Below are 13,624 nucleotides of genomic sequence, written 5' to 3' on the forward strand. Positions count from 1 at the left end.
AATAATAGTGATTGTTTAAATATTGGAGAGTTGAAAGGTGATCGAATGGAGAACAAACCTACTGGAGATTTTGTTGTTATTAAAGCTATTGAAGATGGTGTGAATGTAATCGGCCTTACTCGTGGAACCGATACAAGATTTCATCACTCGGAAAAATTGGATAAAGGCGAAGTAATGATTGCCCAGTTTACAGAACATACATCTGCGATAAAGGTAAGAGGGAACGCGAAAATTTTGACTTCTCACGGTGAAATCGAAAGTGAGCCGAAAAAGTAGAACCAAAAGCATACAGAATAGTCTATATTTTTACAAACAGAGCAATATTAAATTCATTTATGATATAATTGTCATTGCATTTACATGAATGAAATAATACAGAATATTCTTCTGTTACGATAAAATCTGTTTTAGTTTAAACGTTTGTTAATTGACGCTTTTATCGTGAATGTCAATCGTATTTAGATTAATAGCCTTCAATATAAACTTGGGAATACAAGGGTGATTACATGCAGGACCTTCAAAAAAAATGCGAGTATGTTAGGGAGAAAATTAAAAGAAGGATTAGTCATCCCTTCTTATCCCAAAATATCGAAGCACCCATAATTGACGATGATAAACTTCTTCTACTAGTTTCCTTTTTGGATGAAAAGGGAATGTCCTTATCCGAGATTGAGCATTATGTGGTTCCGACGCTACTTTTGCAAATTGCACTTGATACGCATGAAAAGGTAACGAATGATATGACGGGAGAAACAAATCAAAAGCATCGTCAACTAACTGTGTTAGCAGGAATTTATTATAGTGGTTTGTACTACAAAATTCTTGCAGAGCAAGACGATATTGAGGTCATTCGCTTACTAGCTGAGGGCATCGAAATAATCAATGATCAGAAGATAATTGTCTATCAGCAGGAAGTAAACGGGATTGAAAATTTGATGGAGAGTGTAAGAAAAATCGAATCTTCTCTTTATCAAAAATTAATTACTCATTTACAGGCTCCAGAGTGGAATGATTTAATAGCTAATTACATGTTTATTAAACGTTTGATTTTAGAAAAAGAGTTATTTACTCAATCTAATCGTTCAGTCGTATTCGAAGCCTTGAAAAAGCTTGTTTTTCCAAAACATGAACATTCTCTTCGTGAATTGTCACTTGAACAAAAGAAATATTTAATTCTCATCTGCGATAAATATATAAATTTTTCAAAAGAGATGTTAATTAAGGCAAAAAGAAACCTTTCAATTCTTAATGATGCTGTTGAGGAAAAGATTGAGGATATTTTACATCAACATCAGCTAGGTGCTAAATCGCTTGTGGAAGAAGGATGAAAATGAGCCAGTCCAAAGAACAACGTGTACATGGGGTTTTTGAAAAAATCTCAGAAAACTATGATAAAATGAATTCGGTTATTAGCTTTCAACTACATAAAAAATGGCGCGATGATACAATGAAACGTATGAATGTTCAAGCTGGAAAAAAAGCGTTAGATGTTTGCTGTGGAACAGCTGATTGGACTATCACACTCGCTGAGAAAATTGGGCCAACTGGTGAAGTGGTTGGTTTAGACTTTAGTAAGAACATGCTAAAGGTCGGTGAGGAAAAGGTTAAGAATTTAAATCTTAATCAGGTGGAGCTCATTCATGGTAACGCAATGGAGCTTCCGTTTGAAGATAATACGTTTGATTATGTGACAATCGGATTTGGTTTAAGAAATGTACCAGATTATCTTCAAGTATTAAAAGAGATGAATCGTGTACTTAAACCAGGCGGGATTGGAGTATGTTTAGAAACTTCACAACCAACGATGTTTGGGTATCGCCAGCTATTCTTTTTTTACTTTCGCTTTATTATGCCATTGTTTGGAAAGCTTTTTGCGAAGAGCTACAATGAATATGCGTGGCTTCATGAATCAGCAAGAGATTTTCCAGGGATGAAAGAGTTAGCAAAAATGTTTGAAACTGCTGGATTTAAGAAGGTAACTTTTAAACCATACAGTGGCGGTGCTGCAGCTGTTCATATCGGCCACAAGGAATAAATGTGCTCTTAAAAAACTTAAGTCAAAAATTTGACTTAAGTTTTTAATTAGATAAGGGAAATTATTGATATAATTATAAGGATTGAGCTTTATAATTATTATTAGTCAAGGCAAAGCTGGTGAAGTAAATATGAAATTAAAAATGATGTGTTCATTTTTAATTCAACTAGCTTCCAAAAAAAGAGAGAACAAATTAATAGTCAAGGCAAAGCTGGTGAAGTAAATATGAAATTAAAAATGATGTATTCATTTTTAGTTGGACTGGCTTTTGAAAAATAGAAAGAAACAATTTATTAGATGGTAGAGCTGGTGAAGTAAATATGAAATTAAAAATGATGTATTCATTTTTGAACTCAGATATCAACATAATTGAAAAAGCGTTAGAGGACACTGTACATGGTGAATCACCGTTGCTACAAGAAGCCTCCTTGCATTTACTCCAAGCAGGTGGAAAAAGAATCCGCCCTGTTTTTGTTTTGCTTGCTGGGAAATTCGGGAATTATGACATTCATGTAATTAAAGAAGTTGCAGTTGCCCTGGAGTTAATTCATATGGCATCTTTGGTTCACGATGATGTCATCGATGATGCCGACTTGCGTCGTGGAAGACCGACGATCAAGAACAAATGGGATAACCGCTTTGCCATGTATTCAGGAGATTACATTTTTGCTAAAGCATTGGAATTAATGACGAAAATTGAAAACCCAATTGCACATAAAATTTTAGCAAATACCATCGTTGAGTTATCTATTGGTGAAATTGAACAAATTAAAGATAAGTATCGATTTGAACAGAATTTAAGAGATTATTTATTGCGAATCAAGAGAAAGACAGCATTGTTAATCGCAGCAAGCTGTCAATTAGGTGCAGTTGCAGCTGGAGTCGACGAAAGTCTCCATCGTAAACTTTATCGTTTTGGATATTTTGTTGGCATGAGCTTTCAGATCACCGATGATATTTTAGATTTTACTGGTACTGAGAAAGAGTTGGGGAAGCCTGCTGGAGGCGATTTATTTCAGGGAAATATCACTTTACCGGTATTGTTCGCGATGGAAGATGAGAAACTTCGCTCAGAGATTGTAAAAGTTCACGAGGCTATGAGCCAAGCTGAAATCAATTCCATCATTTCTTTAATCAAACAGTCGAATGCAATTGAAAGATCTGTTGAAATAAGTAATCGTTATTTAGACAAAGCGCTGAAGGTTTTAGAAGATTTACCGAATAATCGTGCAAAGAGAACCCTGCAAGACATTGCGCTATATATCGGAAAAAGGAAGTTTTAAGCATCACCACTCCTAAAGTTTGTTGCTAAATTGCGAAAATAATGATAATATTTTCGTGGACTGGCAATAATATGAAGTCCTAACATACATAGAATTTTAGGAGTGGAGTTCATGGAAAAGACATTTTTAATGGTAAAACCAGATGGCGTACAACGTAGTTTAATTGGTGAAATCGTTTCCCGCTTTGAAAAGAAGGGATTTCAGTTAGTTGGAGCTAAACTAATGAGCATTCCGCAAGAATTAGCCGAGCAGCATTATGGGGAGCACAAAGAACGCCCTTTCTTTGGAGAATTAGTAGATTTCATTACTTCCGGTCCAGTATTTGCAATGGTATGGGAAGGTGAAGATGTTATTGCTACGGCTCGTGGAATGATGGGTAAGACGAATCCGAAAGAAGCTGCTCCTGGAACAGTTCGTGGGGATTTTGCTGCTACTGTTGGAAAGAACATTATTCATGGTTCAGATTCACCTGAAAGTGCAGAAAGAGAAATTGGGTTATTTTTTAAAGAAGAAGAACTAGTATCTTATTCAAAACTAATTACTGAGTGGGTTTATTAATTTAAAATATACGTGCAAATAAAATTGTGCGAAATTTATTAATACTATAAAAGTAAGCGCTTGTATTAAAATGCAAGCGCTTTTTTAATTAGAACATAAAATTTTTCATGAGTTGTACTCCAATTTTTGTTATTTTTGCTATACTTATGGGTATGTGATTTTAATCTTAGGGAACGTAATGCATAGGGAGAATAGATATGGTACAAGACTATGAACAGTTTGTCGTAAATATTAAGAAAAAAACAGGAATTGATCTCGCTCTATATAAGGAAGCTCAAATGAAAAGAAGACTGACTTCTCTATATGAAAAAAGAGGCTTTCGTTCTTTCCAAGAATATTACCTGGCCGTCAGTGAAGATAGAAAGTTATTAGAGGAATTTCTTGATAGAATGACCATAAATGTATCTGAATTTTATCGTAATGGGAAGAGGTGGGAAGTCCTTGAGAAAAAACTACTTCCCAAATTACTCGAAAAAAATGGTCGCCTGAAAATATGGAGTGCTGCTTGTTCAACTGGGGAAGAACCGTATACGATTGCGATGATTTTATCCAAATTTATGCCACTTTCCCAAGTGCAAATTTTGGCAACGGATATCGATGAAAATGTGATTGCAAGGGCAAAAACGGGGGCTTATCCTGAAAGGTCTCTTAATGAAGTCCCTGAAGAAATGAAAAGAAAATATTTTACACAGGATGGGAGCTTTTTTAAAATTTCGGAAGAGATTAAGAAAACTGTTACCTTTAAAAAACTGAATTTACTTGCCGACCCATTCGGTGGTCCATTTGATTTAATTGTCTGTCGCAATGTTTTAATCTATTTTACAGAGGATGCGAAGGATATCCTTTATAAAAAATTCTCAGGCGCGCTAAAACAGGACGGAATCTTTTTCGTTGGGAGTACGGAGCAAATTTTCAATCCGAGTGTGTATGGTTTTGAGACTGAGGATACCTTCTTCTATAAGAAAAATTAGAGCCAATTTAGGCTCTATTTTTCTATTCTTGAAAAAAGCTATGATAGAATAAAGGCAACTTCAGTATGAAGATGTAAATTTCTAATATTTTCAATCTTATACTATTTTTATTTTGGAACGTATGTTATATTGGTACATAATCCTTTAAAGCGTTGAAGGAGGAAAGAGTTTATGAGATATTTAACAGCGGGAGAGTCACATGGTCCCCAATTAACAACAATTATCGAAGGATTACCGGCTGGCATGCCATTACTTGCTGAGGATATTAATGAAGAATTAGCAAGACGTCAAAAAGGGTATGGCCGCGGTCGAAGAATGCAAATTGAAAAAGATACGGCTCAAATTGCTAGTGGAATTAGACATGGACTTACCCTTGGTTCTCCAGTGGCCTTAGTTGTAGAGAATAACGACTGGAAACATTGGACAAAGATTATGGGTCAAGAACCATTAGAGCTTGATGAGGGAGAAGAAGTGAAACGTAAGATCACTCGTCCTCGCCCTGGTCATGCTGATTTAAATGGTGGTTTGAAATATGGGCATCGCGATTTGCGAAATGTTCTTGAACGTTCATCCGCTCGTGAAACAACTGTGAGGGTGGCTGCTGGTGCAGTAGCTAAGAAACTTTTATCTTTATTGGGGATCGAAGTAGCTTCACATGTTGTGGAAATTGGTGGAGTAAAAAGTGAAGTTCGAGATTATGAATCAATAAAATCATTGAAAGAAATTACGGAAAATTCCCCAGTTCGCTGTCTTGATCCGAAAGCCGAAGTAGAAATGATGAAAGCAATTGATCAAGCAAAGGAAAATGGCGACTCAATCGGAGGAATTGTTGAAGTTATTGTCGAAGGAATGCCTCCTGGTGTCGGAAGCTATGTTCACTATGATCGCAAGCTCGATGCCAAACTAGCAGCGGCGATCGTCAGCATCAACGCTTTTAAGGGCGTTGAATTTGGCATTGGTTTTGAGGCCGCTCATAAGCCAGGTAGTGAAGTTCACGATGAAATCGCTTGGAATGAACAAGAGGGATATTATCGTAAATCAAATCGATTAGGTGGATTTGAGGGAGGAATGACGACGGGGATGCCTATTGTCGTTCGTGGAGTGATGAAACCAATCCCGACCTTATACAAACCTCTTCAAAGTGTCGATATTGATACAAAAGAACCTTTTACTGCAAGTATTGAGCGTTCGGACAGCTGTGCTGTACCTGCTGCAGCAGTTGTGGCAGAGCATGCGGTTGCTTGGGAGATTGCTTCTGCAATTGTCGACCAATTTTATGCTGATCGCCTAGATATATTAATCGATACGGTAGAAAAACAGCGTCAATATGCGAGGGAGTTCTAATGGAAGGGTTAACGATACATACAACTTCTAAGGATTACCCTGTTTATGTTGGCACTGGTGTCATTGAAGAACTCGGGAGTTTTCTAAAAGAAAAATTTCCGTCCTTAACGAATCTATTAATTATTACGGATGAAAATGTAGGAGAGAGATACTTATCGTTATTGGTAAGTGTCCTTTCTGATTTTAAGCCGATATCTTATACTGTTCCAAATGGAGAATACGCGAAGACGTTCGAGGTTTATCAACAGTGTTTGACCTTTGCCTTAGAAAAAAAGCTTGATCGAAAATCATTAATTCTAGCTTTTGGTGGTGGAGCAGTTGGTGATGTAAGTGGTTTTGTAGCAGCCACGTACATGCGTGGTATTCCTTTTATTCAAATTCCGACGACGATTCTCGCACATGATAGTGCTGTAGGTGGAAAAGTAGCGATCAATCATCCATTAGGGAAAAATATGATTGGAGCTTTCTATCAACCTGAAGCAGTCTTCTATGATTTGGAGTTCCTTCACTCATTGCCAATCCATGAGAGAAGATCGGGGTTTGCTGAAGTGGTTAAAGAAGCGCTTATATCTGATTTAGATTTTTACCGATGGTTAGAAGAGCATATCACTAATTTAGAGCAATTAAGCGAAGAACAGTTTGCCTATATGCTAGAAAAAGGAATCGCTATTAAAGGTTCCTTTGTCTCAAAAGATGAGAAAGAAGCAGGTGTCCGTGCGTTCCTAAATCTAGGACATACTCTTGGTCACGCGATTGAAGGGGAAGCTGGTTACGGGAAAATAACTCATGGAGAAGCGGTAATGATCGGAATGGTGTTCGCGTTAGAACTAAGTCGTGAATTGCTTGGTCTTTCTTTTAATCTTTCACAGTTCAAAAATTGGGTGAAAAAGCTCGGCTATGAAATCGCAATTCCAAGTCAGTTGGATCATCAAAGGTTAATAGAAAGAATGAAACAGGATAAAAAATCGGTTGGTGGACATGTACAATTTGTGCTCTTAAATCAAATTGGCGAGCCGGTATTAAAAGAAATAGATGACCAATATTTATTGGAAAGTTTAAACATGTTTCGAGGAGAGGTGGAATAATTTGCTCAGAGGAGTAAGGGGAGCTATTACAATTGAAGAAAATACAGAAGCGCTAATTGTCGAAGCGACAAAAAGAATGATGGATGAGCTTATTTCTTTAAATGGGATTGAGGCAGATAAGGTAGCTTCTGTCTTCATTTCTGTTACGGAAGAAATTGATGCCGCATTTCCAGCTAAAGCTTTAAGGCTGTTAGAGGGATGGACGTATGTCCCGGTCATGTGTATGCGAGAAATTCCAGTGGTTGGTTCTCTTAAAAATTGTATCCGTGTGATGGTACATGTGAATACAGAGAAGAAACAAGAAGAGATACACCATGTTTATTTAGAGAAAGCAATCGTTTTAAGACCGGATTTAAAAGCATAGACAAAATCAATAAATAGAGTGGGTGATTGTTGTGAGATGGAAAGACGAGATTTTAAATCTAACCCCGTACCAGCCAGGTAAATCAATTGGAGCAGTCAAACGGCAATACGGATTAGATAAAATTGTGAAGCTAGCTTCAAACGAAAATCCATTTGGATGCTCCAAAGAAGCTCTGAAAACAATTCGTGAATTTGATCAGTCTCTTGCCTTATACCCAGATGGATATGCAACAGATCTTCGCGAGGCTCTTGCGAAAAAACTTGATGTGAAGCCTACTGAGTTGATTTTTGGAAATGGGTCTGACAATATTATTCAAATTATTTCACGAGCACTTTTGAGACCAGGGTATAACACGGTAATGGCTGTACCGACTTTCTCTCAGTACAAACACAATGCAGTGATTGAGGGAGCTGAGGTTCGGGAAATTCCTTTGATTAATGGAGATCATGACTTAGAAGCCATGCTAACTGCTATTGATGATAAAACAAATGTTGTTTGGGTATGTAGCCCGAATAACCCAACAGGTACATATATTAATGAAAGCACATTAGTATCCTTTTTAGAAAGAGTGCCACAAGAAACACTAGTTGTTCTAGACGAGGCTTATTACGAGTATGTGGTCGCTGAGGATTATTATGATGCAATTGAATTGGCGAAACGATTTGAAAACGTAATCGTCTTACGCACCTTCTCTAAAATTTATGGATTAGCGAGTCTTCGAATTGGTTACGGAGTTGGAAATGAAACGGTTATACGAGCGCTTGAACCGGTACGTGAACCTTTTAATGCCAATACTTTTGCACAAGCAGCGGCGATTTCAGCTCTAGAGGATCAGGAATACGTAGAAGCTTGTAAGCAAAAAAATCGTGAAGGTATGGCACAATTTTATCAATTTTGTGAGGAAAATAACCTCTCATATCTGCCGTCACAAGGGAACTTTATATTGATTGACTTCAAGGTGAATGGGAACGAAGTATTTCAATATTTACTTGAGCGTGGTTACATCGTTCGTTCGGGTGTTGCCCTCGGCTTCCCAACAAGCGTACGTATAACCGTAGGCTCTGAAGAAGAAAATAGTGGACTATTGAATGTAATTAAAGAATACATCTCATCGACAGAATTTGTACGCTAAACTGTAGTAAAAGCAGGTGATCTCTTGAACGGGCATGTTTTTGTGATTGGGCTAGGACTTATCGGGGGTTCACTGGCTCTTTGTATAAAAAATGAGCATCCAGATGCAACGATTATGGGCTACGATGTTAGCGAAAAACAGAGTCAACTAGGAAAAATGCTTGGGGTCATTGATGAAATCATCGATGACATTCCAAAAGGTGCGGCTCGAGCGGATTTGATTTTGATTGCCACCCCTGTTAAGGAAGTGGAAAGAATCATTGAACTTCTTTGTGATGTACCTTTGAAGGATAATGTCATCATATCTGATGCAGGGAGCACCAAATTAGAAATCGTCAAAAAAGCAACTTGCCTAAAAGAAAAGGGACTTACCTTTATTGGCGGGCATCCGATGGCAGGTTCCCACAAAAGTGGAGTAACAGCTGCTAAATCCATTCTGTTCGAAAACGCCTTTTATTTATTAACTCCAGAAAAGGATACTAGAATGGAGGATGTTGAAAAACTCCAAAACTGGTTAATGGGAACGAAGGCAAGATTTTTACAAGTGATGCCAGAGGAGCATGATTACATAACAGGGGTGATTAGTCACTTTCCTCATGTTATTGCTGCTTCCCTTGTTCATCAGGCGGAGAAAACGAGCTTGAAGCAAAATCTGATCACACGCCTTGCTGCTGGAGGCTTTCGAGATATTACACGTATTGCGTCTAGTAGCCCGGAAATGTGGAGAGATATTTCTTTACATAATAAGTCGGTTCTTATTGAGTTATTGCAAGAATGGAAGAGTGAGATGGAAAAGATCTCGCAAATGCTCCAAGAGGAAAAAGAGGAAGACATCTACGAATACTTTTTCCAAGCAAAACGATTTCGAGATGAAATGCCAATCAAAGAAAAGGGAGCGATCCCAGCTTTTTATGATTTATTTGTAGATATTCCTGATTATCCGGGGATCATTTCAGAAATTACGGGCTATTTGGCCAAAGAGAATATTAGTTTAACGAATATTCGCATTCGCGAGGCGCGCGAAGGAATATACGGTGTTCTTGTCATAAGCTTTCAAACGGAAGAGGATCGTGAAAAAGCGGAACAATGTATAAAACGTTATACGAACTATGAAACGTCAATGGGGTTATAAAAGGGATGATGATATGAAAACAACACTATTATCAATAAATAAAAGCCGATTACAGGGACAAATAACGATTCCTGGAGATAAATCGATTTCCCACCGTTCGATTATGTTTGGAGCAATTGCAGAAGGGAAAACAACTGTAACGAATTTTTTAACTGGTGATGATTGTTTAAGTACGATTGCTTGCTTTCGAAAGCTTGGGGTTAAAATCGAACTTGATGAAGAAAAAGTAATCGTTTATGGACAGGGACTTGATGGACTAGTTGAGCCGAAAGATATTCTTGATGTCGGTAATTCAGGGACTACGATCCGACTTATGCTTGGAATTTTAGCAGGTCGTCCGTTCTTTTCTACTTTAATTGGAGACGACTCAATTGGCAAAAGACCGATGACAAGGGTCACTAAACCGCTTCGTAGCTTAGGGGCAGATATTGACGGAAGAAATGGTGGAGAATACACACCTATTTCGGTCAGAGGAGGAAATCTGGAAGGAATGGAATATCAATTGCCTGTTGCAAGTGCGCAGGTTAAATCTTCTATTTTATTAGCAGGTCTTCAGGCGAATGGAAAAACAAAAGTCATTGAGCCTTCAAAAACGAGAGATCATACAGAGCGAATGATTAAACATTTTGGTGGAGAAGTAGAAGTTGATGGACTTTCGATTACTGTACAAGGCGGTCAAGCTCTAAAAGCAGCTGATGTCCACGTACCAGGTGATATTTCTTCAGCTGCCTTTTTCCTTGTAGCAGGTGCGATTGTGCCTAACAGTGAGATCATGTTAAAAAATGTGGGACTCAATCCGACAAGAACAGGAATCCTTGATGTACTAGAGGCAATGGGTGCTGATTTTGAAATCGTGAATGAGAAAGAAAGTTTCGAGCCTGTTGGGGATATTATTATAAGAACATCTTCCTTAAAGGGAATCACGATCGGCGGAGACACAATCCCAAGACTGATCGATGAAATTCCTGTAATTGCTTTGCTTGCGACACAAGCAGAAGGAACTACTATTATTAAGGATGCGGAAGAGCTTAAAGTGAAAGAAACCAATCGTATCGATACGGTTGTGAATGAACTTAAAAAATTGGGAGCGAACATCGAAGCGACTGATGATGGTATGATCATCCATGGCAAAACTACACTATCAGGTGGATCAGTAAATAGTCACGGTGATCATCGAATTGGGATGATGCTTGCTATTGCTGCTCTGATTTGTAAAGAAGAAACCACTCTTGAAAATCAAGAGGCAATTTCAGTTTCATATCCAAACTTTTTTAGTCATCTAAATCGTTTGCTTCATAATTAATTAGAGCTGCAGTCGTCTGCAGCTTTTCTTAAATGTTGATGCATTTGCCACTCAAACCTACTGTCTTGAATGGTGAGAAAAAACCTACATATATTTTTTCAAAACAGCATAGCTTGTCATAAGACCGTTGTAGAGGGTGGTTTTATGACATATATTATTGAGGACGCAAATGTATTAAAAGAGGACAAGTTAGAGCGAATCTCCCTGTTAATTAAGGATGAAAGATTTCATTCGCTAAGATCTACTTTTAAAAGGTTTACACACATGAGGGTAAATGCGAATTCTTTTATCATGACCAAGCCTCACATTCTATTCAGTCCCCAAATCCCTGAAGATGCCTCATTTCCTATGATGAAACAATATTATATTGAGGAATTCCTTAACAAAGGGTGCACGATGTTCTTAACCTATGTGGAAGTCGAAAAGGAGCATTTGTTAAAACCTATTCTCAATAAAATGAAGACGAGGTTGTTGAATAGCCCCATTGACTATTGTATTGGAGTGAGAATACAACCCAAGCTTTTAACGCCCAGTTTTTTAAGAAATTGTAGGCGTGAAAAAGTCCCTGCTATATTTGTAGAGGTTGAGGATGATGAGATGCTCGAGAGGCTACCGTGGGGCTGGCTAAGGGAGGCCATGTTTCCGTATAATAGTCCACTTATCCCTATTTTTAAGGCTGACAAAGCAAGAATGAAAAACCGAGCAAAATTAAGATGGACAAGCTTACTTTACGAAGAGAAGATTCCATTTATAGAAGATGAATTAGTTCCGTACGGTCCCATTTCTCACCTTCATTTATGTAAGATGGGCATTTATCCTCTGAAATCGGGGATACATCAAGGGGGAGAGGTGAGCTACAATTTTTACGCGAAAGAAGATATGGGGAATAATATAATGGAGGAGGAGCTTTTTCAAAAATATAATGATCGGTTAAAGGTGACGGTTCATAAGGGAACTGTCATTAGAGCAGGTCTAGATGTTCTGTTTCGACCGGGATTTGGAGAACATGTTGTTATAAACACTCCGAACTTTTTTATAATGGAATAATCGAAAACGTCATACGGGTACAATTCGTGATTTTCCTTTATAATGATTACGACTAGCTACTATTAATTTAGGGATTTGGGAAAGGATTAATAAATGGATAAGATTAATAAAATCATTACTCTTTTAGAAAACGGTCAGCATGAAGAGGCGCTTGCTGGTTACGAAAAAATATTAAAGAACGGTACAAATGATGAGCGATTACTACTTGGAGAAGAATTGTTCCAATATGGCTTTTTAGAGGAAGCAAAAAAGCTTTTTGAAAGACTTCTTGAAGCTTACCCAGAGGAAGGAGAAATTCTCGTCAACCTTGCAGAAATTTCGATTGAGCAAGGACAGGAGGATGAAGCTCTTCAAACTTTAAATAAAATCCATGAGGATGACCCAAGTTACCCTCAGAGCCTTCTCTTACAGGCTGATTTATATCAAATGGAAGGGTTATATGAAGTGAGTGAGCAGAAATTGCTTCAAGCAAAATCTACGCTTCCTGATGAGTTTATTATTGATTTTGCCTTAGGTGAACTTTACATGGAACAAGGTAGGTTTATTGAAGCGATAAGAGCTTACGACAAGGTCCTGCCAGTTGAGGTCGAAATCGCTGGTGTAAATGTTCATCAAAGATTAGGAGATGCTTATAGTGCAGGTGGTGCATTTGAAGAAGCATTGACTCATTATGAAAAAGCATTAGAAGATAGCTTGGAGATTAATACATTATTCCATTATGCTCTAACTGCCTATCAAGCAGGAATGAATAAGACAGCGATCGAGAAATTTACAGAATTGAAGGAGTTAGATCCTGAGTACCATTCTTTATACTTATACTTAGCCAAGTCGTATGAGCGAGAAGAGGATTTAGAAAACAGCTTCCAAGCGATACAGGAAGGGCTAAGATACGATGAATATAATAAGGATTTGTCATTCTATGCCGGAAAAATTGCGTTAAAGCTAGGCAATGAAGAAGAGGCGGAAAACCAGTTTAGACAAGCGCTTGTTCTCGATCCAGAGTTCATTGAAGCGGCTCTTACATTAAATAAGCTTCTCTTGCATCAAGAACGATATGAAGATGTGTTAGAAATTATCGAGTTATTTAATGAGAATGACATTGAAGAACCACAACTTATATGGGATGAGGCCGTTGCGTTACAGCATTTGGAAAAATATTCTGAGGCATTAAACAAATATCAACTTGCATATAATTCTTTAAAGAATGATTTAGATTTTCTCTCAGATTATGGATACTTTTTAATGGAAGAAGGAAAAAGGGAAGAGGCCATCGAAATATTTAGTATGCTTCTTAAAAAGGATCCGTCAAACGAGGAGTATGAGGAGACATTACAAAGACTTTCAGAACAGCTGTATTAAAAAGTTGCACGC

14 protein-coding genes are annotated in these 13,624 nt (G+C 37.7%); all 14 read left to right on the forward strand.

The annotated features are described in order from the left end of the window. The first annotated feature begins 45 nt into the window (after window positions 1-45). The 14 genes from mtrB to FAR12_RS13155 all read left to right on the forward strand — a co-directional run bounded on the left by mtrB (window position 46) and on the right by FAR12_RS13155 (window position 13,612). Entirely contained in the window at window positions 46-276 is a 231-nt protein-coding gene (gene mtrB, locus FAR12_RS13090) for a trp RNA-binding attenuation protein MtrB (protein ID WP_126409105.1), read from the forward strand. A gap of 230 nt (window positions 277-506) precedes the next feature. Next, window positions 507-1,328, forward strand: coding sequence for a heptaprenyl diphosphate synthase component 1 (locus FAR12_RS13095; RefSeq protein ID WP_126409106.1), 822 nt, complete (start codon window positions 507-509; stop codon window positions 1,326-1,328). A 2-nt stretch (window positions 1,329-1,330) separates the two neighbouring features. Further along, entirely contained in the window at window positions 1,331-2,035 is a 705-nt protein-coding gene (gene menG, locus FAR12_RS13100; protein ID WP_126409107.1) for a demethylmenaquinone methyltransferase, read from the forward strand. 320 nt (window positions 2,036-2,355) lie between these two features. Further along, window positions 2,356-3,318 carry a heptaprenyl diphosphate synthase component II gene (gene hepT, locus FAR12_RS13105; RefSeq protein ID WP_126409108.1) on the forward strand — a complete coding sequence of 321 codons (963 nt, stop codon included), beginning with the start codon at window positions 2,356-2,358 and terminating at the stop codon, window positions 3,316-3,318. Window positions 3,319-3,429: 111 nt separating this feature from the next. Further along, a complete protein-coding gene (gene ndk / locus FAR12_RS13110) occupies window positions 3,430-3,876 on the forward strand; it encodes a nucleoside-diphosphate kinase (protein ID WP_126409109.1) in 447 nt (148 codons plus the stop codon). Between the two features lie 197 nt (window positions 3,877-4,073). After that, window positions 4,074-4,847: a CheR family methyltransferase gene (locus FAR12_RS13115; RefSeq protein ID WP_126409110.1), complete on the forward strand. Its 774-nt coding sequence runs from the start codon at window positions 4,074-4,076 to the stop codon at window positions 4,845-4,847. Between the two features lie 171 nt (window positions 4,848-5,018). Continuing rightward, window positions 5,019-6,191 (forward strand): chorismate synthase, encoded by a 1,173-nt coding sequence (gene aroC / locus FAR12_RS13120; RefSeq protein WP_126409111.1) that lies wholly within the window; start codon window positions 5,019-5,021, stop codon window positions 6,189-6,191. Continuing rightward, window positions 6,191-7,276 carry a 3-dehydroquinate synthase gene (gene aroB, locus FAR12_RS13125; RefSeq protein ID WP_126409112.1) on the forward strand — a complete coding sequence of 362 codons (1,086 nt, stop codon included), beginning with the start codon at window positions 6,191-6,193 and terminating at the stop codon, window positions 7,274-7,276. Before aroC ends, aroB begins: the two co-directional genes overlap by 1 nt. Window position 7,277: 1 nt before the next feature. After that, window positions 7,278-7,640, forward strand: coding sequence for a chorismate mutase (gene aroH / locus FAR12_RS13130; protein WP_126409113.1), 363 nt, complete (start codon window positions 7,278-7,280; stop codon window positions 7,638-7,640). 31 nt (window positions 7,641-7,671) lie between these two features. After that, window positions 7,672-8,772, forward strand: coding sequence for a histidinol-phosphate transaminase (gene hisC, locus FAR12_RS13135; protein WP_126409114.1), 1,101 nt, complete (start codon window positions 7,672-7,674; stop codon window positions 8,770-8,772). A 24-nt stretch (window positions 8,773-8,796) separates the two neighbouring features. After that, on the forward strand, window positions 8,797-9,903 hold the full coding sequence (locus FAR12_RS13140) for a prephenate dehydrogenase (RefSeq protein WP_126409115.1): 1,107 nt from the start codon (window positions 8,797-8,799) through the stop codon (window positions 9,901-9,903). A gap of 13 nt (window positions 9,904-9,916) precedes the next feature. Further along, window positions 9,917-11,206: a 3-phosphoshikimate 1-carboxyvinyltransferase gene (gene aroA / locus FAR12_RS13145; protein ID WP_126409116.1), complete on the forward strand. Its 1,290-nt coding sequence runs from the start codon at window positions 9,917-9,919 to the stop codon at window positions 11,204-11,206. 351 nt (window positions 11,207-11,557) lie between these two features. Further along, window positions 11,558-12,253 carry a hypothetical protein gene (locus FAR12_RS13150; protein WP_246010389.1) on the forward strand — a complete coding sequence of 232 codons (696 nt, stop codon included), beginning with the start codon at window positions 11,558-11,560 and terminating at the stop codon, window positions 12,251-12,253. Between the two features lie 93 nt (window positions 12,254-12,346). Beyond that, window positions 12,347-13,612 carry a tetratricopeptide repeat protein gene (locus tag FAR12_RS13155; protein WP_126409118.1) on the forward strand — a complete coding sequence of 422 codons (1,266 nt, stop codon included), beginning with the start codon at window positions 12,347-12,349 and terminating at the stop codon, window positions 13,610-13,612. The last annotated feature ends 12 nt before the right edge of the window (window positions 13,613-13,624 follow it).

The sequence above is a fragment of the Bacillus yapensis genome (assembly GCF_005280205.1).
Lineage (GTDB): Bacteria > Bacillota > Bacilli > Bacillales > Cytobacillaceae > Robertmurraya > Robertmurraya yapensis.